General features: G+C 50.2%; 21 protein-coding genes and 1 pseudogene. 5 read left to right on the forward strand and 17 right to left on the reverse strand.

Annotation, left to right across the window (positions count from 1 at the left end):
* Positions 1-142 precede the first annotated feature (142 nt).
* Complete coding sequence (locus AB4Z33_RS27170) at positions 143-2,764, reverse strand: GH116 family glycosyl-hydrolase (RefSeq protein WP_442052899.1); 2,622 nt, start codon at positions 2,762-2,764, stop codon at positions 143-145.
* Between the two features lie 439 nt (positions 2,765-3,203).
* A complete protein-coding gene (locus AB4Z33_RS27175; RefSeq protein ID WP_442052900.1) occupies positions 3,204-3,326 on the reverse strand; it encodes a hypothetical protein in 123 nt (40 codons plus the stop codon).
* Positions 3,327-3,762: 436 nt separating this feature from the next.
* Here AB4Z33_RS27175 and AB4Z33_RS27180 point away from each other — a divergent pair, with 436 nt between their 5' ends.
* A complete protein-coding gene (locus AB4Z33_RS27180) occupies positions 3,763-4,182 on the forward strand; it encodes a hypothetical protein (RefSeq protein ID WP_442052901.1) in 420 nt (139 codons plus the stop codon).
* Between the two features lie 508 nt (positions 4,183-4,690).
* Here AB4Z33_RS27180 and AB4Z33_RS27185 read toward each other — a convergent pair.
* The 6 genes and pseudogenes from AB4Z33_RS27185 to AB4Z33_RS27210 form a co-directional block, all read right to left on the reverse strand.
* Entirely contained in the window at positions 4,691-5,260 is a 570-nt protein-coding gene (locus AB4Z33_RS27185) for a manganese catalase family protein (RefSeq protein WP_442052902.1), read from the reverse strand.
* A 31-nt stretch (positions 5,261-5,291) separates the two neighbouring features.
* On the reverse strand, positions 5,292-5,555 hold the full coding sequence (locus AB4Z33_RS27190) for a spore coat protein CotJB (protein ID WP_442052919.1): 264 nt from the start codon (positions 5,553-5,555) through the stop codon (positions 5,292-5,294).
* Positions 5,536-5,784, reverse strand: coding sequence for a spore coat associated protein CotJA (locus tag AB4Z33_RS27195; RefSeq protein WP_442052903.1), 249 nt, complete (start codon positions 5,782-5,784; stop codon positions 5,536-5,538). Before AB4Z33_RS27195 ends, AB4Z33_RS27190 begins: the two co-directional genes overlap by 20 nt.
* Positions 5,785-5,914: 130 nt before the next feature.
* Positions 5,915-6,076 (reverse strand): annotated as a pseudogene (locus AB4Z33_RS27200) (L-arabinose isomerase); the annotation flags it as partial.
* Between the two features lie 72 nt (positions 6,077-6,148).
* Complete coding sequence (locus AB4Z33_RS27205) at positions 6,149-6,334, reverse strand: hypothetical protein (RefSeq protein WP_442052904.1); 186 nt, start codon at positions 6,332-6,334, stop codon at positions 6,149-6,151.
* 16 nt (positions 6,335-6,350) lie between these two features.
* Entirely contained in the window at positions 6,351-6,965 is a 615-nt protein-coding gene (locus AB4Z33_RS27210) for a phosphatase PAP2 family protein (RefSeq protein ID WP_442052905.1), read from the reverse strand.
* Positions 6,966-7,091: 126 nt separating this feature from the next.
* Here AB4Z33_RS27210 and AB4Z33_RS27215 point away from each other — a divergent pair, with 126 nt between their 5' ends.
* Genes AB4Z33_RS27215 through AB4Z33_RS27225 form a run of 3 tightly spaced genes read left to right on the forward strand, consistent with a single transcriptional unit; the run spans position 7,092 to position 9,941 of the window.
* Complete coding sequence (locus AB4Z33_RS27215; protein ID WP_442052906.1) at positions 7,092-7,958, forward strand: class I SAM-dependent methyltransferase; 867 nt, start codon at positions 7,092-7,094, stop codon at positions 7,956-7,958.
* Positions 7,958-8,674, forward strand: coding sequence for an RluA family pseudouridine synthase (locus AB4Z33_RS27220; RefSeq protein WP_442052907.1), 717 nt, complete (start codon positions 7,958-7,960; stop codon positions 8,672-8,674). Before AB4Z33_RS27215 ends, AB4Z33_RS27220 begins: the two co-directional genes overlap by 1 nt.
* 16 nt (positions 8,675-8,690) lie before the next feature.
* A complete protein-coding gene (locus tag AB4Z33_RS27225) occupies positions 8,691-9,941 on the forward strand; it encodes a CapA family protein (RefSeq protein ID WP_442052908.1) in 1,251 nt (416 codons plus the stop codon).
* 62 nt (positions 9,942-10,003) lie between these two features.
* Here the strand turns inward: AB4Z33_RS27225 and AB4Z33_RS27230 are convergent, their stop codons facing one another.
* Positions 10,004-11,032, reverse strand: a complete 1,029-nt coding sequence (locus AB4Z33_RS27230; protein WP_442052909.1) for an NAD(P)-dependent alcohol dehydrogenase — start codon at positions 11,030-11,032, stop codon at positions 10,004-10,006.
* A gap of 83 nt (positions 11,033-11,115) precedes the next feature.
* Positions 11,116-11,520 carry a MarR family winged helix-turn-helix transcriptional regulator gene (locus AB4Z33_RS27235; RefSeq protein ID WP_442052910.1) on the reverse strand — a complete coding sequence of 135 codons (405 nt, stop codon included), beginning with the start codon at positions 11,518-11,520 and terminating at the stop codon, positions 11,116-11,118.
* Positions 11,521-11,754: 234 nt separating this feature from the next.
* Here AB4Z33_RS27235 and AB4Z33_RS27240 point away from each other — a divergent pair, with 234 nt between their 5' ends.
* Positions 11,755-11,922, forward strand: a complete 168-nt coding sequence (locus AB4Z33_RS27240) for a hypothetical protein (RefSeq protein ID WP_442052911.1) — start codon at positions 11,755-11,757, stop codon at positions 11,920-11,922.
* Here the strand turns inward: AB4Z33_RS27240 and gyrA are convergent.
* The 7 genes from gyrA to AB4Z33_RS27275 all read right to left on the reverse strand — a co-directional run.
* Positions 11,903-14,365: a DNA gyrase subunit A gene (gyrA, locus tag AB4Z33_RS27245; protein ID WP_442052912.1), complete on the reverse strand. Its 2,463-nt coding sequence runs from the start codon at positions 14,363-14,365 to the stop codon at positions 11,903-11,905. The genes AB4Z33_RS27240 and gyrA overlap by 20 nt on opposite strands.
* 14 nt (positions 14,366-14,379) lie before the next feature.
* The gene (gene parE, locus AB4Z33_RS27250) at positions 14,380-16,350 is read right to left on the reverse strand and encodes a DNA topoisomerase IV subunit B (RefSeq protein ID WP_442052913.1); all 1,971 of its coding nucleotides are present in this window, start codon (positions 16,348-16,350) and stop codon (positions 14,380-14,382) included.
* A 47-nt stretch (positions 16,351-16,397) separates the two neighbouring features.
* On the reverse strand, positions 16,398-17,384 hold the full coding sequence (locus AB4Z33_RS27255; protein ID WP_442052914.1) for an ABC transporter permease: 987 nt from the start codon (positions 17,382-17,384) through the stop codon (positions 16,398-16,400).
* Positions 17,377-18,330: an ABC transporter ATP-binding protein gene (locus AB4Z33_RS27260; RefSeq protein ID WP_442052915.1), complete on the reverse strand. Its 954-nt coding sequence runs from the start codon at positions 18,328-18,330 to the stop codon at positions 17,377-17,379. The genes AB4Z33_RS27255 and AB4Z33_RS27260 overlap by 8 nt, the downstream gene beginning before the upstream one ends.
* 24 nt (positions 18,331-18,354) lie before the next feature.
* A complete protein-coding gene (locus AB4Z33_RS27265; RefSeq protein WP_442052916.1) occupies positions 18,355-19,179 on the reverse strand; it encodes a GDSL-type esterase/lipase family protein in 825 nt (274 codons plus the stop codon).
* A gap of 159 nt (positions 19,180-19,338) precedes the next feature.
* Complete coding sequence (locus AB4Z33_RS27270; protein WP_442052917.1) at positions 19,339-20,391, reverse strand: ABC transporter substrate-binding protein; 1,053 nt, start codon at positions 20,389-20,391, stop codon at positions 19,339-19,341.
* 103 nt (positions 20,392-20,494) lie between these two features.
* Positions 20,495-20,791 (reverse strand): ABC transporter permease subunit (locus tag AB4Z33_RS27275; protein ID WP_442052918.1); only part of this gene is annotated, 297 nt, incomplete at its 5' end.

Genomic DNA, 20,791 nt, shown 5'->3' on the forward strand with positions numbered 1-20,791 from the left:
GATAAACATTTCGTTCATCATAGTAAGAAGATAAATCCTCCCCTACATCTTTTCTATATACGAACGATTAAAAAATTAGAACTAAAGTCCTATGACTACTAACGCTATAATATCACATTTGTACAAGATAGAAATCATACTTTTACAAATTAATTGGATCCCACTCCATCCTGAATGACATCCCTGTCTGTATGATGATCGGTTCGTGCAATGTCAACACGCCTTTAGGCGCGTCATACGATTGTTCCACTTCGTTCCATATCACTTTGCAGTTCACTGACTCGTTCATGTTAGGCAGCGTGAAGCTTTGCAGGACAAGCTTCCCGGCAGCAACACTCAGCACAGCTAAGGATTTGTCCAAATGGAAATCTCCCCATCCACTGTCAACGGACCAAAATGTTCGGAACTCGCCGTTATCGATCTGGACAGGATGAAATCCAATCCTATTTAGCCTTAAGTCGTATTGAAATCCGCTATATGACAATAACAACGAATAGCTGGCCATCGCTCGCGCGTAGTTGCTTCCGCACTCCATTTCATTCCACGGATTACGCTTCTCCCCGTCATATCGATGTCTAATTGATGCGACGATCGCAATTCCTTCATCAATTAAGCCAACCTGTATCATATGCGAAGCAGCCTGGTATTCGAAGCCGGTCATCGTTTCCGTTGAATACGTTAAAGGAACCACAGGGCGCTTCTTTTCATCGGGCCACGTACAAATGACTAATCCCGCTTCGTCATTAAGTGAGAATAAGCGCCACGGGTTGGCAATATCGCGCATCGATTTGAAATTATGATGAAAAAGTGATTTAAGGGCGGATTTTGTTTGTCCTCCATCGAATATTTCGCCAAGGCCGCATAAGTTCGCATGCCATTGCGCGACGACCTGATCAATGCCGCAGCCTTCTCCGATTTGATATTTGATCTCGCCTACTTCATCGTTCCAGTAAGCAGCAGTCGCGCTTTCTTGGAAGAGGGATTGTCCGCTATCGAATTTGTCCAACAATGTACGCTCTCTCAAGTCGATCTGCTGCATATAGTAGCTGCCGTTAAACAAATGTTGGTCGACCCATGCTTTGCCCTGTTGGAACAAATCCAAGTATTCCTTCGCTTTCGCCTCTTCGCCAAAATACTCCGCCATTTCAGCGCCGGCTTTCAATGCGGCAAGATAGAAGCCGTTCAGCCATGCGCTTGGCCCGAACAATTCCATATCGAGGGTATGATGCTGTCTTCCCTCCAGCACTCCGTCCTTATTGGCGTCCCAGCCGTCCGGATTATGCTCCGACCATGCGAATTCTATCGATTGCTTGATCGCGCTCCAATGAGATGCCAGCCAATCATTATCGCCGGATAGCTTCCAATCGCGGTATGCTTTGATTACGCCTCCCATTTGTCCATCGACGCACGCGCGGAACATCTCAGCAGGACGACCCAGTGGAAGCATAAGACGAAACGCCATATTGCCGTCGTTTCGGTTATTGTAACGGAAGTCCAATGAACGCATGCTGCGCTCGAGAGATGGAAACAAGAAAGGGAGCGCATAAGCGTAATTCCATACATGCGTGCAAGAACCTTCGCAGCAGCCAACGTCCTCTATGCAGCCTTCGAAGCCGTAAAATGCTCCGTCCGTCAACCTAAGGCAAGTTGGCGATTTCAATACGGATAAATTAGCCTCTACTGCCTCTAGAATGACAGGCGGAAGTGTTGACGATGACAGCGCTTTCCGGAAAAGCAGCGTATCACCTAGCAACCGTTCCCAATTACGGAGCACGTAATCGGCGCTGGCAAGAGAGTCTTCAAATATAGTGGCGTAATAATTTTTCCAAACGGTGCGATTGACCGGCTCTTCATTCCAATGATTGTATATATTCGGGAAGTTCCAGGTCAGGACGAAACGAATTTTGCGTGTCTCCCCCGGACGTAGCTCTACATGAGCCGAAAGCGTAGCATTGTCCTTGTGACGGGGATGAGGCGATTGCTCAGGTGCATAATTCCGGTTAATGAACGGACCGGGCTTGGCGAAATCCCGCCAATACATTTCGAGATTGTCGCTCCAGCCTCCCCGGTACCAAAACTCCTGATAGCTGACATTGGTCTCGTCGGTGGCCATCGTAAGGTCGCCAAACAACGGATCATCTTGACCGTATTGCTCCGAGCCTAATTGCAGATGATGGATACCTTCCTTGGAATGATAACGGTTAACGATCTGCTCTGTAGGCTTCGGATTGGAGATCGTGAGTGCAGCTGTGTAGGTCACATCATAAGGCAATGGATTAGTGAATTCAATCTCGAACATGGCACATGGAATGCTGGAATCCTTATCGTTCAGAGGAATGAACGGGTTGAAAGCTTGAAGGATTAYGTTTCCCGGAAATCGTTGATCATTGAACGAGAGTCGCGCTAGAGGGAATCCGCCTTCGAATACCATATCCTCGAAATGCGGCATTCCCCCCATTGTATGGCTCTCCGGGCCGAAGCCGTATCCGCTGTGAAACGCGCCTCCGCGAACAGGCTCTCCCATATATGGAGATTGAAGATCTCCATTCAATATTCTCGCGTCTATCAACTTGCCGTCATGCTCTGCTTTCACCGCAAAGTGACTGAAGCCGTTGAAGCTTCGTTTATTGGGGCGATTGAATATCTCCCAGTCGATCAGTCTTCCGTTCCCGGCAAGGCCGATGCTCCCCGTGCCGATTCCGCCGAGCGGGAACGATATTTCCTTCGTATAGTTACCGCGATATGACTTGCCGCTAAAGTTCATATTATGACCTCCTGCGTTACGTTTAGATTCTTCAATCTCGAAGATAATCGTTGCATGGTCTCCTATGGTGCAAGCATACTTCAAAGCATTGGCCGTTGTGAAGTGGAATTACAAKCCTCGAGGAAACATCGACCATTTATAATTACAATGGAGCAACTTATGTTCTGACGATGCGCAAAATAAATGCCCGTCAAGAGGTAGACCTGTCTTCCATTCAATCCGTTCCTTCAGAAAGGACGAAGGATGTTAAGCCTGAGAAGACAATCTCAACCTTTTACGGACTTGCGCAAGGTGTAGATTAGTTGAATTACTACTACAACCGCATCGACCTCGATGGCGATCAGGTGCCTGAAGTCATTGTCTAATTGAAGGGGTCTACGTTATGCGGATCGGGCGGCTGCAGCGCCGTTATACTCAAACAAGACAATCCTGACGGCGATTACGTCGTTGTCTCCAAATTCACGTTCAGCCGCCGATCATCAGTAGTAGTCTCATGTCCAATGGCTGGCATGACATCATCATGCCAGTATTCGGGGGTGGCAGCGGTCAGCCTGCCTATCATGTCGCGCAGTTTAACGGAAACGGCTATCCAATGAATCCCTCAATAGCCCCTCTTGTTCCTAGCGGCAGCAGGATAGCTGGAATGTCTCTCTTTGCTGAAGCAGTGAACGGGAGCTTCCCGGGCATTCCACTTACAACTTTCTAGCTTATTTCATATATTGAAAATGTTAGGGAAAGCATATGAGCTTGCCCCAACATCTTCTATTGATCCAACATTTCGGCAGGCTCGTTTGTGTGCCACGCTTGATACCGGACGACATGGGAAATACCCGGCAGCAATAAAATGGATTAAGTTGACAATTTTTTAATATTATATACACCCTCGTTCATCTTCCTCTAATGTTTATCCCCTTTATGCTGGACGATTATTTACTGGATCGCGGTGGAAGGGGTTATCGGATCCAATCTGATGCAGCCTTCGGCTGTTTTCCAAGGCGATGACATCGTTCCGGGAACGTCTGCTCCCTCATCCGGAAGTGAGATCCTTCCACCGGGTTGCATGGGCTTCCATGGCGCTCGTGCTGATGTACGGCGCGCTATTGTGGCTGTCCTATTACAAAATGCCAGGCTGGGCCGCTTCGACAGGCGGTTTTTGGGCGGGGGTAATCACGTACCGCTCTTATTATCGCGTTGATTACGTTTGCATTGGTTGTGGCAGGCGCGATCGGTTTGACCAGTCTGCTAGAAAAGCTGCCGTTTGGGAAATGGCTGGTCGGACCGACGGGCCGACGAAGGTACATGATTTTGAATTACTACGCTTTAATTGGTCCAAACAGCAGATGGAAGAGCTTGGACYTGAAAAGAAAGTAAATGATTTGGCCGGCGAGACGGGATCTTTTTTCAAGGAGATGAAGTGACGCACTTTACGATCTATCTGATTGGAAGTGATTGAAGTGATTGATATTGAATAGCAAGAGTTTGAGACCACACTTAAAAGTTGCTTTTATTCTTATCCTTGTTTTGATCTTAAGTGCTTGTACCAAAACTATCACTGATACYGAGACAGAAGAAAAAATAATGCTGATTGAGAAGCCTGATTCATCATTAGCAAAGATGAAGGTCTTAACTGACGGCATGTTATCAGAATTGGGATAAAACCACCCTCATCCCTTTGGCTTGTACAACGAAGTATTGGCCGACATGAAATACTATGATTAACACGCCATCTCTCGAGGAGTTATTGTGGTTTCTATTGACCTGCGATAATGCTGATTCATTTAATTACTCGCGTAACTCAGTGATTTGTTAAACTTACGGGAAACGGTAGTTTTATCAAAAGAGGGCTGCCGTAGGAATATCAAGGCACCCCTCTCACTCTTACCTCTCTGACTTCATCTCTAATAACTTTGATCACAATTGTACGGCCTAATAGAAGATTTTCTCGTCCCGCTTCTCTTTCAATATCTCCACCGCTTCGCGGAATCGGAGCGAATGTATAATCTCACGCTCACGCAAAAACTTCAAGCTGTCCTGCAAGTCAACGTCGTCGGTCATATCAATCAGCCATTGATAAGTAGCTCTCGCCTTCTCTTCGGCCGCGATATCCTCGTAGAGGTCAGCGATCGGGTCTCCTTTTGCTTGGATGTAAGAAGCAGTAAATGGCACGCCCGATGCGTTCTGGTAGAACAAAGCGTTATCATGAGCGGCATAGTGATCGCCGAGCCCCGCTGCTTTCATCTGCTCCGGTGTGGCGTCCTTCGTAAGCTTGTAGATCATGGTGGCGATCATCTCAAGGTGCGCGAATTCCTCGGTTCCGATGTCTGTCAGCAATCCGATTACCTTATCCGGTATCGTATAGCGTTGATTCAAATAACGCAGCGCTGCGGCAAGCTMCCCGTCTGCCCCGCCATACTGCTCCATCAGATACTTCGCCATCATCGGATCACATTTGCTCACTCGAACCGGGTACTGCAGTTTTTTCTCATACACCCACATCGACTATTTCCCTCCCCAGCATCGATCCGAATTACACCTGCCAAGGCCATGGCGTGTCATTCCATTGCCATGGCGCACCGGAATAGCTATGTCCAAAATTCATTAACGGACCGTACTTGGATTCGAAAAGCTGGGCAACCTGACGCCTATTTTGGGCACAGTGGTTGTATTGCTGTATGGCGGCCGTATCCCAAGGATGCGTATCTAAATATAAGTTAAGCTCAACTAGGACAAAATCGATAACTTGCAGCTCGTGGAGCAGCCTATAGTACTCATCATCCAACTGCTTGTGCATCGCTGTCACCTACTTCGCCTCTCATTTGCTTTGAGCTGTATGGACTGTACAGTGCCGGCCACAACGTCCCGTGTTTTAAAGCATCGAAGGGATGGAATTGCTGCAGATTGGGAGGCTGAAATGGGATGAATAACTGCGGGGGGACACTGTAACTTTTGATCCGAATCGGCGGGCACGGGTCGGTAGGACTTATAAATGGCGCATAGTATCGCACTTGGTCATTGCTCACGTTCGCAATCTCCTCTCTTGCATAGGACTTCGCATCAATATATGACCTACTGCTTGGCAGAAATGACCAAAAAAACCGCCTGCGGCGCTGAAGCCGCAGACGGTTGGGATAAACGGAAGTATTGACGCAGACGGTAGCTAAGATCGTTCCAACGAAGCTCGTTGCGGAACTGGCGAAGCGTTGTGTCTTTGCCGATCACGACGCATTCGACGCCGACCATTTCGGCCCAGTCCACAAGCTGCTCTGTCGTAACGACATATGAAAACACAGTGTGATGCGCTCCGCCAGCATAGTTCGATGTTTATCATGCTCCGAAAGGAGAAGTTTTCAATTTCGCTCGCGTATAAAGTTGTATCATTCTGCTTTAAAATTTTTGCAATCTGTATGTATAGTTGCAAAACATGCAACGAAACAGCACGCTGTCATCCCCGAATATAACCGTTAGCCGATCCTCGTCCTCCACCTCGATATACTCCCGTCCCTGCTCGTCACGATCCCCTGTCGCGAAGAAACGGGTCGTATTGCCGCATTCACATTCAAAGCTCATCATTGGTACTTACACCTCCTTACTTTTTGTTGCCTAACAGTAAAACCGTTTGTACACATGATAGGACRGCAATTCCAGCCGCGAAGCCGCCGATTATATCCGATGCGTAATGGACGTGAAAATAAACCCGGCTAAGGCCCATCATTGCTATGACTAGCACCGCCGCTATGCAAACCACCCATTTGATCCCCTTGCCTGCGGTACGAGACTGTGCAATCGATAATGCGATCATGCCGAACATGACGATAGCCAGCATCGCGTTTCCGCTTGGGAAGCTTGCTCCGTCAGAGGTGATCCCCCAGGCTTCCTCGGGCCTTACTCGGTCAAACCAATGTTTCAATAATGAATTCGTAATAAAGGCAATGAGTACGGAACCAATGATCGATACGCCTCTCCACATCCCTTGTTTCCAGGCAATCAGTATCGAAGCGAGCAGCGTAATGCCTGCAATGGCCGCCGTCGATCCCACATAGGAGAACAGCTTGAACAGCGCCGTTGCTCCATCCCCTTTCCAATTCGCCATAGCGCGCTGAACGCTCTGATCCATGGCGCTTCCCCCGCTGCTTGGCAGCGTTACTGCGAGCAGAGCGAAAACAATAATGGCTGCCGCTAGAACGGCAATCCAACCTTTCATTTGCTTCTGAATAAATACCAGCCTCCAAATCGTTCGTTTCATTGATTCATAAGTGATGCTTCGATATAATAATCGATGACATGATTATAATACAAATTTGAAGTCAGGGAAGGGTTACGAACAAACATGTATGTTGCAGATCAATGGAGAGACTATGAAGTTATAGATACAGGCGGCGGCGAGAAGCTCGAGCGCTGGGGCAGCCATATATTGCGCAGGCCCGATCCGCAGATCATTTGGCCGATTGCCGATGAGAGCGGACTATGGAAGAAGCCGGATGGACATTATCACCGCAGCAACTCCGGCGGCGGACAATGGGTCATGAGCCCAGGGCTTCCTGAACGTTGGACGATCTCTTATGGGGAGCTGTCATTCCATATCAAGCCTACCAACTTCAAGCACACCGGACTATTTCCGGAGCAAGCCGTTAACTGGAGCTGGATGATGGATAAGATCCGTTCTGCAGGCCGTCCTATCCGCGTGCTTAACCTATTCGCCTATTCCGGCGGAGCAACTGTAGCAGCTGCTGCTGCAGGCGCTGACGTATGCCATGTAGACGCAGCCAAAKGCATGGTGCAATGGGCGAAAGATAATGCACAGCTATCTGGCCTGGAGTCCGCGCCGATACGTTACATAACGGACGATGTGTTCAAATTCGTACAACGCGAGCAGCGTCGAGGCCGCCAATACGATGCCATCATCATGGACCCACCATCCTATGGCCGCGGCCCGAACGGCGAGACATGGAAGCTGGAAGAGAATTTATTCCCGTTCCTCCAATCCTGCATGTCGATCTTGTCGGACAAGCCGTTGTTCATGCTGATTAATTCCTATACGACGGGACTGTCTCCTTCTGTCCTGCATAACCTGCTGCACATTACGATGAAATCCAAGTTTGGCGGCGAGATCAACTGCGGCGAGATTGGCTTGCCGATAACAAAGTCCGGCCTTAACTTGCCATGCGGCATATTGGGACGCTGGGAGTCCAACTGATGTCTATTCCAGTATTATTCGAAGACAATCATCTGCTTGTCGTTGTGAAGCCTCCCGGCATCCCTTCGCAGGAGGATGAGACGGGTGATCCGGATATGCTTACGCTGCTGAAGCAGGACTTGAAGGAACGCTACAATAAGCCTGGCAACGTGTTTCTTGGCCTCGTCCACCGTTTGGACCGACCGGTTGGCGGCGCTATGCTGTTCGCCAAGACATCGAAGGCTGCTTCGAGACTATCGGAGAGCATTCGGAGCCGCAGCTTCGGAAAGACGTACGTATGCATCGTGCAGGGTACGCCTTCCGAGCAGCAGGCTACGCTTAAGCACTACATTCGCAAAGACACGAAGCGAAATCAAGTAACGGTCTATAACCAACCTGCAGAGGACGCTAAGGAAGCGATCCTCTCCTACCAGGTCGCCGCTTCATCCGGCAAACATGCGCTTGTCGCTATTCGGCTGCACACCGGTCGACCTCATCAAATCAGAGCACAAATGTCGCATATCGGCTGCCCGCTCGTAGGCGATCTGAAGTACGGGGCAGCCAAGACAGCCGGCATAAGCGATATCGCGTTATGGTCTACCTCCATATCCGTAGAGCACCCGGTTACGAAAGAAGAGTTGTTATTCACTTCCTCCCCTAGCGGTTCTGCTTGCTGGGACTGGTGGTCTACCGATCAGTTGGTGCGTGCCTCTACTCTTCTCATTACGCCTGAATAGGAAGGACTAGCCTACTATGCGACGTAAGCGATCACGACAGCGGCTTATTATTTTTCAATCGATTTTGCTTGTATTAGCGATAGCAGGAATTGTTTTTATTTATTGGAGCTATACGAGCGGAGACACCGACACGACCGAACAGCCAAGCCCATCTCCAACCGCYGTTCATGAACCAACGCCAGAACCTACCGAACCTCCGACGCCTGCGCCGACCGAGCCGCCGCAGCCCGTATTTTCGGAGGCTGTATGGATGGCAGTAGGCGATATCATGATGCACTCGCCGCAGCTACCGGGCTCTTACGATCAAGCGACGAAGCTGTACAACTTCAATCCGTACTTCACTGAAGTGAAGCCTTTATTTGCAGAAGGAGATTGGGTCATTGCGAACTTGGAGACACCTGTCGCAGGCAAAAAATACGGCTACACCGGCTATCCAAGCTTCAATGCGCCTTCAGAACTGATTGAGGCCCTCCAAAACGCTGGTTTCAACCTGCTGACGACTGCTAACAACCATTCCCTTGATAAAGGCGAAGGCGGCGTGCTAGGGACGTTAGAAACGCTAAAGGATTACGGGATAGAGCATACGGGAACAGCCTCTTCACAGCAGGAAGCCGATCAGTTGCTCATCGCTGAGCGCAACGGGATCAAGATGGGACTGCTCGCTTATACGTACGGCACGAACGGTATTCCAATTCCGACTGGCAAAGACTACTTGGTCAATATGATTGATGAACAGAAGATCATAGCCGATATGAAGCGTTTGCGTGAAGCGGGTGCTGACTTCGTTACCGTGTCGCTCCACTTCGGCAATGAATATCAGACGCAGCCAAGCGAGGAGCAGAAGCAGCTTGCCAGGTCGCTCGTTGCAGCCGGAGCGGACATTATTGCAGGCTCACACCCGCATGTGGTGCAGCCTTACGAAGTTATCGAAACGACCGGCGAGAACGGCCAACCAAGAAAAGCACTTATTATATATTCCATGGGCAATTTCATTTCGAACCAGCGCGGCGATTCCAAAGATTACGGCGTCATTTATAAAGTTCATATTCGCAAAAATATGACCGACGGCTCCATCGAGCTATCTGAAGTCGAGTCGATCCCGACCTGGGTTCACCGCTATAAGCCTGACAATGCGTTCCGTTATCGTATATTGCCCCTCGAGCAGACGGTTACCGCCGCATCTGATCCGATGTTAACAAAAACCGATTTCGCGACACTGAGGAAAGATTACGAAATGCTTCGCAAACGACTGGACTCTATGAAATAAGTATCAATAAACAGCGGCAACCAGGGACGAGAAATAATGTCCGTGATTGCCGCTCTTTTCGTTTATTCGTTTTTCATGCTTATGATAACTTTCCCTTTCGCATGGCCTTCTCCAAAATATCGGAGTGCCTGAGCCGCGTCGGATAGCGGATATTGCCGATCAATGACAGGCACGACTTGGCCCGCTTCGCCAAGAGCGTTCCAAATCATTTGGTCGTCGTGATTCGGCTTATGCACGAGGACCGCTGCTTTCTTCCTTCCAAGCCAAGCAGACAGCGGTGTTGCTAATAGAGTCAGGAGAATGCGAGGCATTGGACCGCCGATCATCACATACGTGCCGTCTGTCGTAAGCGTGTGCCTCATCGCGAAGACTGAACGGTTCCCGACGACATCGAGGATCAGATCGTATCGAAGACCGCTTGCGGTGAAGTCGTCTTTCATATAGTCCAACACATAATCCGCCCCGATGGAAAGCAGCATATCCAGTTTCTCGGCTCTATCGACACAGGTCACTTCTGCCCCGAGCAATTTGGCATACTGGACGGCAAACGTACCGACTCCTCCACCAGCCCCATTGATCAGCACCCGATGACCCTCTCGCAAATTTCCTTTATCGCGCATGCCCTGCAAAGCTAGAACGGCAGCCTGAGGAATAGCCGCTGCCTGATTGAAGCTTAGCCTCGCAGACTTTAGCGTCAAAGCCTCCTCGTTGGCACTTACATACTCGGCAAATCCGCCCCAGCCGCAGCCGGAAAGGTCTCCGAATACTTCGTCCCCCGGTCGGAATCGCTTGGCAGCGGCACCTACGGCGATTACACGCCCCGCGATGTCCGCTCCAAGAATGCGGTAACGAGGTTTGCGCAGCCCGCCAAGGCGGGTAATGTACGGTTGCCCGCGGAGGAGATCAAAGTCCCAGGAATTGACCGAAGCCGCATGAACCTCGATCAATACTTCATGATCCTTCGGCACAGGGACATCTACTTCTTCCAATCGGAGCACTTCCGGTGATCCGTAGGATTCATAGACCAACGCTTTCATTGTTCGTGTTCCTCGTATGCCGGGAGAGCTTGCAGCTTCTATCTCAACGCTCATGATCGTCCTCCTTAAATCCATTTAATAGGAACATGAAATAAGCTGCCCAAGCAGGGGCAGCTTATATGTACATCTTGATTCATCTATGCGTTAGCGACTTTCCCCAGCAAGTAGACAAGCAGCTGTTGATTATGCGCAGATATGCGGTCCAACGATTGCCCGATCATTTCGCCGCGCAGAGCAGAACCTCTCCCCGCCTCGGCTTGTCCCTTCTCCGATACGTTTACCCACACAATTCTACRGTCATTGTCGTCTCTAGTACGTACGATCAATTCATTGCGCTCCATCCGATCCAGCAGCGTCGTAATTGCAGCTGGCGTTGTAGCCAAATATTGCAGCAGGTCAGATGGCTTCATCGGCTGATGCTGCATTAGCAGCTCCAGCACATTCAACTGGCCTTCCGTTAAAGGAGCAAGCGATTCTTCCAAACTGGTTTTCCACTCGCGCGACAGCTTCGTCCACAACTTGGTAAATTCATCAGATACCATTATCTCACACCCTCCTGGCAATTTTCACCTATTCGTAGTTTTATTATAGCAGTGTTCAATGTCGAATAAAAGATTAATCTAATTAATAATTTGCGAGATTAATCGATAAAATGCCGAACGTTTTGACAGCATTAGACATACAATGTGACGAAGGCCCAGTACTGTGTGAATGCCTCTAGTTCCTTAGTAGGCGAAGGCAAAATCGATGGATGATTATGAGGAGCGTGATCCAACGTGGACCAGAAAATTGCGGAAATTATCCGAAAGGCAAAGGCTCAAGGCATAATAAAAGACCCGCAATGGCTGGAGAAACCGGATGAACCGGTGCCATTGTGGGTCATGTTAGAGGCTTTATTGGAAGTGATCGAGAAGCTCGACCCTCCTAATCGGCCTTTTGATTGATTTCGATCGTCGTCCGAACGAAAGTGGAAACGATAACATCGTTTTTGTCTACCGGGATCATAAGTCTGCCGATCGACTTGCGATCCTCGATTGGCGCTTGCTCGGAATTGACTTGCAGCTTCGCTCCTGAAGTCGTAATCGCAACGATATCAAGCGGATTGCGGCAGTAGAATGCAGCCGCAATCGTTGCGCCATTCGGACGAACACGCTTGCCTTCCTTGAACTCGAACGTTTGTACGCCTTTGCCGCCCCGTCCTTGAATCGGATAATCGAGCAACAGCGAACGTTTCGCATAACCTATATCGGAGATGACCAGCACTTCGCCTTCATCGTCGGCAACCCACTCGGCGGCAACAAGCTCATCGTCGTCCTTGAGCTGGATCCCTCTTACGCCAGTTGCTACTCTGCCCATCGGATTTACTTCCGCCTCGACGAATCGGATACTCATGCCGTTTTTCGTTACCAGCAATAGTTGCTTCTCTCCGTCGCTCAGCGCGACCTTGATCAGCTCATCGCCCTCGGCAACCTTGCAAGCCGCGACCGCTGTAGACCTTGTTGTTGCATATTCCTTCAGCTCAGTACGCTTTACTTGCCCCCGCTTCGTCACGAAGACGAGCGACACATTCGCCGCATTCATGTCCTTCACCGGAATGACGCTTATAATCGAATCATCCTTCGGAATCGGTACGATGTTGACGATCGCCGTGCCGGCATCCTTCCACTTGAACTCAGGAATTTGATGGACAGGCAACAAGTAATATTGACCCTTGCGCGTGAACAGCAGCAGATTGTCGATGGTGTTGACCGGCAGCAGCTCACGAATGACGTCGCCATCCTTGACTCCAGCATTGTCAATCTCGCCGCCGGATCTCGTATACGACAGCATGCTAGTCCGCTTAATGTAGCCCTGCTGGCTAAGCGTCACTAGCACATCCTCAGGAGTTACGAGAACTTCAAGGTTAACTTTAAGCTCCTCTACTTCGCCGCGGATATCGGAGCGACGATCGATGCCGTATTTATCACGGATCTCTATCAATTCATCCTTAATGACCCCGATCAGCTTCTTCTCGCTGTCGAGAATGGAACGCAAGTAAGCGATTTTCTTCTGCGCTTCCTTAAGCTCCTTCTCAAGCGACGTAATCTCTAGATTCGTCAGTCTATAGAGCTGCAACGTCAGGATCGCGTCTGCTTGACGCTCGGTGAAGCCGAACTTAGCAACGAGATTCTCTTGCGCATTGGCACGATTTTTCGACGCTTTGATTGTCGCAATTACTTCATCGAGCAGATTAAGCGCTTTAACGAGACCTTCTACGACATGCGCGCGATCTTCAGCCTTCTCAAGCTCGTATTTCGTCCGATAAGTAACCACTTCTTTTTGGTGAGCAATATAAGCGTCCAGCATTTGCTTGATACCAAGCTGCTGAGGCGTCTTATTAACGATTGCAACCATATTAAAGCTATAGGCAACCTGAAGGTCCGTCTTCTTCAGCAGATAGGCAAGAATGCCTTGCGCATCGGCATCCTTCTTGAACTCGACAACAATACGCAGGCCGTTCCGGCCGCTCTCGTCACGAACTTCGGCAATGCCCTCCACTTTTTTCTCAAGCCGGATGTTCTCCATCGCCGTTACAAGACGCGACTTCACGACTTGATACGGAATTTCGGTAATGACAAGCTGCTGCTTGCCGCCTCTCATATCCTCAATGACTGTTTTCGAACGAAGATAGATTTTGCCTTTGCCCGTCGCATAAGCGTCACGTATACCTTCTTCGCCCATGATGATACCGCCGGTAGGAAAGTCAGGTCCCTTGACGATTGTCATCAGCTCTTCCAGCGTCGTGTCTGGACGAGCCATGACGGCGATACAGGCATCGATAATTTCCCGAAGGTTATGAGGCGGGATTTCCGTCGCGAAGCCGGAGGAGATGCCGCTAACCCCGTTAACGAGCAAATTCGGATACCTCGAAGGCAGCACGACCGGCTCCTTCGTCGTATTATCGAAGTTGTCCTTGAACATGACCGTTCGCTTATCGATATCACGCAGCAATTCCATCGCGATAGGCGATAGTCTTGCTTCCGTATAACGCATAGCCGCCGGCGGGTCATCATCCTGAGAGCCCCAGTTGCCATGTCCGTCGACGAGCGTATGCGCCATTTTCCACGGCTGAGCCATCCGCACCATTCCATCGTAGATAGATGAGTCGCCATGGGGATGATAGTTGCCCATTACGTCGCCGACCGTCTTGGCCGACTTGCGATATTGCTTGTCCGGCGTATTGCCGGAATCGTACATCGCGTATAAAATACGGCGTTGTACCGGCTTCAAGCCATCGCGCACGTCGGGAATTGCACGATCTTGAATAATATATTTCGAATAGCGACCGAATCGGTCGCCTACGACTTCTTCCAGAAACGCCGGCAAAAACTGTTCCAGCATACTCATACGTCAATTTCCCCCTACTCTTCGTATTCCGTAAAGTCGACATTCTCGATAATCCAGCGCTTGCGCGGATCGACCTTGTCTCCCATTAACGTCGATACGCGACGCTCCGCCTTCGCGGCGTCTTCGATCTGCACTTGAAGCAGCGTGCGCGATTCCGGGTCCATCGTCGTTTCCCAAAGCTGATCGGGGTTCATCTCGCCGAGTCCTTTGTAACGCTGAAGATCATAATTTTTGCCGTATTCCTTCAAGTAATTTTGCAGCTGCTCGTCCGTCCAAGCGTATCTAACCGTCTCCAGCTTGCCTGATTTGCGAGTAATCTTGTAGAGCGGAGGCTGAGCGATATAGATGCGGCCAGTGTCGATAAGCGGCTTCATATAACGATAGAAGAACGTAAGCAGCAGCACCTGAATATGCGCGCCGTCCGTATCGGCATCGGTCATTATGATGATTTTGTTGTAATTGCTCTCTTCGGCTTCGAACTCCGGTCCGACGCCTGCGCCAATCGCCGCAATAATCGCCTTGTACTCGTCGTTCTTCAAGATGTCGACAAGCTTCGCCTTCTCCGGATTCATCGGCTTGCCTTTGAGCGGCAATATCGCTTGATGCTTCGAATCGCGGCCTTGCTTAGCCGAACCGCCAGCCGAGTCGCCTTCGACGATAAACAGCTCATTGCGAGTGACGTCCTTCGATTGCGCCGGTGTCAGCTTGCCGCCTAGATTGGAGCTCTCGCTCTTCTTCTTGCCGCTGCGAATTTCTTCACGCGCTTTGCGGGCTGCTTCGCGGGCCCTTGACGCTTGTACCGCTTTCTTCAGCAGCATCTGCGCAACCTGCGGATTTTCCTCAAGGAACACCTGCATCTTATCCGAGACAACCGCGTCAACCGCGCTTCGAGCCGATGCGCTGCCGAGCTGATCCTTCGTCTGACCGACGAATTCAACCTCGGACATCTTAATGTTAATGACTGCCATCATGCCTTCGCGAAGATCATTGCCTTCTAAGTTCTTGTCCTTCTCTTTCAAGAGCGCTGCCTTGCGCGCATAATCGTTCATTACGCGGGTATAGGCCGTCTTGAAGCCGGTCTCATGCGTACCGCCGCCGCGTGTCGGGATCGAGTTAACGAAGGAAGCGATCGTCTCGGTGTACCCGTCGTTATATTGCAGCGCTACTTCCACTTCAATCTCGTCGCGTTCACCCGCGAAATGAATGACTTCATGCAGCACCGTCTTGTCATCGTTCAAAAATTGTACGAATTGGCGCGCTCCGCCCTCATAATGGAAGACGTCCTGCTTCCCGCTTCGATCATCCTTAATCGATACTTTGAGTCCTGAGTTCAGAAAGGCAATTTCTTGCAAACGCTCCGACAAGGTGTCGTAGCTGACGGATGTTCCGCTTTGGAATACGCGGGCATCAGGCTTGAACGTTACCTTCGTTCCCGTCCGGTTCGTCGTTCCGGTCACTTCTAGACCGGTAACAGGCTCGCCGACATGCTCTTTGCCTTTATCGTCGACCCAATATTCGAACCGCATCTTATGTACTTTGCCATCGCGGAAGATTTCCACCTCAAGCCACTCAGACAATGCATTCGTAACCRATGCGCCTACACCGTGCAAGCCGCCCGACTTCTTATATCCCCCGCCGCCGAACTTGCCTCCCGCATGCAAGATCGTGAACACAACCTGCGGCGTCGGAATACCGGTCTTATGCATGCCGGTCGGAATGCCGCGCCCGTTGTCTTGTACCGTTATCGAACCGTTCTTATGCAGTGTCACATCAATCGCCGAGCAGAACTTGGCGAGATGCTCGTCCACCGCGTTGTCGACGATTTCCCAGACAAGATGGTGAAGACCGGAACTGCTCGTACTGCCTATGTACATGCCCGGACGCTTGCGGACTGCCGTCAAGCCTTCCAGGACTTGTATATCATCGGCCTCATAATTACGGTCTTGGGCCGTCGTATTTGTGAAGAGATCTATTTGCTCTGACATGAGCGTCCCCCAATCCAAAATCACGTTTCTCGTATCTTCAAGCTATTTTAATTCAAGATGTCCTGTTTCGTAAAGACGCCAAAGGAAACGATCAATCCGCAAATCCCCCAAATCGCAAGCACGACAAGGGAAAACGGGAGCGACATTCCTTCAATCGGCGGCGGCGACCCYTCAAGGTAACCCGTTAGATTCAAGTTAACAGCGAACAAATATTTCGCGCTCGTCCACGAGGAAGACATATTAGAAAGAATCGTGCCAGTGATGATCGCTGCCATCATCGTCAGCATGCTTGCCGCCGTACTGCGTATAAGTACCGACACCATGAGTGCTAGAACCGCTATGATTATCGCGGAATACCAGACAAGTCCAGCTTGCATCAGCATATATTGCCATTGCGGAACGGCATGCGCCCCGCTGCTGTCAATCGTTCCGTGAGCCATTCGAAACCCGGTGAAGATTGGCAAGCCCCAGCCCTCATAACCAAAGAACAAGCCTGAAATACCATAGCACAACAATGCCGTTACGACAACTGTCAACGATGCATATAGGACTAAGGCGCATAGCTTGCTGAACAGCACCTTCCATCGCCGAACCGGCCTTGTGAGCAGCAGCTTGATCGTCCCGCTCGTCCTCTCGCCGGATATTAAATCCGATCCAAGCGCGAGTATGAGCAGCGGAATAAAAAGCGTTACCGAATTGTTCAGAAATCCTCTTGTGAACGTAACCGCATTGGGAGCGCTTGGGTCAACATCATGATCCAAATAATATTGGAGCTGTCCGAGAAGAACGCGTCTGCCGCGCTTCCATTCCTCGGGAATGCGGTCGCTGGACAGCGTATTCTCAATATCGGTCATCCGCTGCAGCACTTGACTTCGCCAATCCGTAAATTTATCGGCATTATTCTGAGCAACCTTAAGCTCAGCATAGGTGAAAATAGGAATTAAAGCTAACAATATCGCGATAATGACGTAAAATCTTTTTTTCTTCCAAATCTTCAATGTCTCATTCTGGATGAGAGGCAACAGTTTATGCAAGCGTTTCGCCCCCTGTCATGCTAAGGAACAGCTCTTCAAGTGTCGGTGCGATTGGCAGCGCCGCAAGCACGCCGACTTGATGCTGAACGAGTGTTTCTATCATCGGTGCTATAAGCTCCTTGGACATCACTGTTACAATAGCGCCGGGCAGTGAAGCTAGAATTGCCTCATCCAACCGATGCTCATGATCAGAGACGAAGTGTACCTGTCCCGTCTCCTCAAGCAATTTCCTTCCGGCTTCCGGCTTTTCCAACTGCCAAACCACATAACTTTCCGCCTTCTCCACAAGGTCCTCTACGGAACCTTCAGCGATGACAACTCCTTCGCTAATGATAGCGACACGGTCGCAAAGCAATTGAATCTCGCTTAACAAATGACTGGAGATCATTACACTTAATCCATCTGCGGCAAGCTGCCTAATAAATTCGCGAAGCTCCTTAATCCCTTTCGGATCGAGACCGTTCGTAGGCTCATCGAGAATGAGCAGCTGAGGYTGTCCCAGCAGCGCTTGCGCGATACCTAATCGTTGGCGCATGCCAAGCGAATACGTTTTCACTTTATGATGAATGCGGTCGTCAAGCTGGACGATCCGGGCAACCTCTCTAATACGCTCCTCAGTAACGTTATCCAACATGCGGGCAGAGAAGAGCAAGTTGTCCCAGCCTGTTAAATAAGTATAGACCTCGGGATTTTCTACAATACATCCGACATGACTGAGCGCTTGCTCGGCATGCCCCGCTATATCATGACCGCAGATTCGCACCGTTCCCGACGTAGGCTTAATAAGTCCGACAAGCATCCTTATCGTTGTTGTCTTGCCGGATCCGTTCGGACCTAGAAAACCGAATATTTCGCCCTCCCTGATCTCGAAGCTGACATCCTCAATAATCGTCTTGCCTCTAATCTTCTTGTGAAGTCGATGTACCGCCAGCACTGCTTCCTTCATTGCTCTCTCCGTCCTCTTCGAGCCTTATTCCAATCCGCTCACAATACGTTCGGCTATCTGCTTGTACCCTTCATGATTCGGGTGAAAATGATCCTCTGACAGCCGCTTCCCAATCTGACGTTCGAATAGGTCGAACGTTGGAATCATCATCATATTAGGATGCTTATGCAGAATGGAATAGGCGTTCATATTCCATCRCTGCACTTCCAGGCTGCCATTCCTAAGCTGCTCTACATCGTAAAAGGGATTGTATAAGCCGATATATACGATTGTCGCATCGGCATTTATCGCATCTGTTGCATTCACGATCTTCTCGAAGTCGTCCATTGTCTTCGTTAACGCAGTCATTATTGATGCGATTTGCAGCGYAGACATCGGTCGCCCCTTGTTGGCTGCTCTGGCAGATTGAAATAGATCGTTGCCCCCAATCGTGAACAGGATGAGATTCGCACCTGATATAGCTTGCCGATATCCGCTGCCAAGGTCCAGCTTCTTGCTCAGCTCGCTGGTCAACATGCCGTTAATCGCCAAATTATTGACGATGCGAACCGGCTTGCCCAGCTTTTCTTGCAGACCGGCTGCCGTCAGCTTCACATAACCTTCACCTGACGTATCCCCGGTTCCCTTCGTTAACGAGTCGCCAAAAGCGACAATCCTTATTTCCTTTGCTTTCTCAAGCGGCAGCGCTCCGCTTGCTTCCGGTTGTTCGGTTCGTCCAGGCGTTACCGCTGCTGTTGACGGGTAGAGCATGTCCTTGACCKCCCAACCGAAGCCAAGCAGGAGACAGGCAGTCGAAGCCGCAGTCAACACTGCGATTATCGGCCATAATAATCGTGAACGAGTCTTCATCAACCATGCACCTCAGCTTCTCATTTGTTCTTTGAGTCAACCTGCCTCTGTTACCATGTTTTACAAAAAAGCTGGAATTATGTGATCGCGCGCAAAAAAAGAAGAGCACATCTACCGCGCTCTCCTGTCCATTCGAGTCATATAAGTCATCCTCGACCCTCAATATTTGCGATTCCCGACTTCCTTCTCCGCCATCTGCTCCGTAAATACGCTCTCGGACGAGACGATCCGCTTCGGCAGCGTTCGGCCTGCAGCAAGCTCCTGAACGGCCTGCATCACATTCGGTCCGAGCAGCGGATTACACTCGACAACGCAGTTAATTTGGCCTAATACCAGCTTCTCGAACGCCTTTCGCGTGCCATCAACCGAGATGATAACGATGTCTTTGCCCGGACGAAGTCCGTATTCCTCAATTGCTTCGATTGCCCCTAGCGCCATATCGTCATTATGGGCGAACAATACTCGAATCTCGCTTCCATGCTCCTGCAGGAAACCTTTCATGACCTCCTTGCCCTTCTCCATCGTAAAGTCGGCCGCTTTGCTATCCAGCAGCTTATATTCGTCGTGGCCCGTAATCGTGTCCTGAAACCCTTTGCCTCGCTGGATCGATGGCGATGAGCCCTCTGTCCCGCGCAGCTCCACAAAACCGATCGGCGCTTGTTGGTCGCGCATCTTATCGAGCAAGTATTTGCCTGCCTTCACGCCTTCCTCGTACAAATCCGCACCGATATGTGTAACATACAAGGACGGATCGTCAATATCGATAGAGCGATCGGTTATAATGACGGGAATGCCCGCTTGTTTCGCTTCCTTCAATATTTCGTCCCATCCCGAATGAACGACCGGTGCAACAGCAATGACGTCAACGCGCTTCTCGATAAAAGAGCGGATAGCCTCGAACTGCTTCTCCTGTGACTGCTCGGCATTCTCGAACAGCAGCTCGATGCCCGCTTCTTCGGCCGCTTCCTTAATGGAGGTCGTGTTCGCTTCTCTCCAATCGCTCTCCGAACCCAGCTGAGAGAAGCCCAGTACCAACGGACGGGCTGGCGGATATGCCTCGGCTGATGGCTCTTCCGTATTATTTTGACTTTGCCATTCAGCTTCTAGCGCTTGTTCATTGGAAGGGTTATTGTCTCCCGCCAAGCAACCCGAAGCTGCTAGAAGAATAACGATTGCAAGACCAAATATGTACCATCGCAGCCTACGCTTCAACCATGTCCCCCGCTTCCGCAACCTTAGTTCCCATGCTGCATCTTTTTTAGCTCCATTGTACATTAGATCTAACCTATCCGCGAGACAGCGCGAACTCGTTTTCTTAAATTTTGTGAATGGAGCGTCTAGCGCTAAGCAGCCGCTGGAACACGATGAACAGAAACAGCAACAGCCCAATGACGATCTTCGTCCACCAAGAGCTTAACGTTCCTTCGAAGCTGATAATCGTCTGAATGACGCCTTGAATCATGACGCCGAAGAACGTCCCTAGGACATAGCCGAAACCGCCCGTAAGCAGCGTTCCGCCGATGACGACGGCAGCGATGGCATCGAGCTCCAGACCAACCGCATGCAGGCCATAGCCCGATAGCATATAGAACGTGAATACGACACCTGCAAG

Origin of the sequence: Paenibacillus sp. 2TAB19 (genome assembly GCF_052115185.1) — a bacterium.
GTDB lineage: Bacteria > Bacillota > Bacilli > Paenibacillales > Paenibacillaceae > Pristimantibacillus.

What these genes read in the sequence shown, in the direction of transcription:
- AB4Z33_RS27190 (WP_442052919.1), bottom strand. Translation starts at nt 5,555, where the DNA reads ATGCACAAGCAGTTGGATGATGAGTACTATAGGCTGCTCCACGAGCTG.
- AB4Z33_RS27220 (WP_442052907.1), top strand. Translation starts at nt 7,958, where the DNA reads ATGTCTATTCCAGTATTATTCGAAGACAATCATCTGCTTGTCGTTGTG.
- AB4Z33_RS27175 (WP_442052900.1), bottom strand. Translation starts at nt 3,326, where the DNA reads ATGATAGGCAGGCTGACCGCTGCCACCCCCGAATACTGGCATGATGAT.
- AB4Z33_RS27205 (WP_442052904.1), bottom strand. Translation starts at nt 6,334, where the DNA reads ATGATGAGCTTTGAATGTGAATGCGGCAATACGACCCGTTTCTTCGCG.
- gyrA (WP_442052912.1), bottom strand. Translation starts at nt 14,365, where the DNA reads ATGAGTATGCTGGAACAGTTTTTGCCGGCGTTTCTGGAAGAAGTCGTA.
- AB4Z33_RS27230 (WP_442052909.1), bottom strand. Translation starts at nt 11,032, where the DNA reads ATGAGCGTTGAGATAGAAGCTGCAAGCTCTCCCGGCATACGAGGAACA.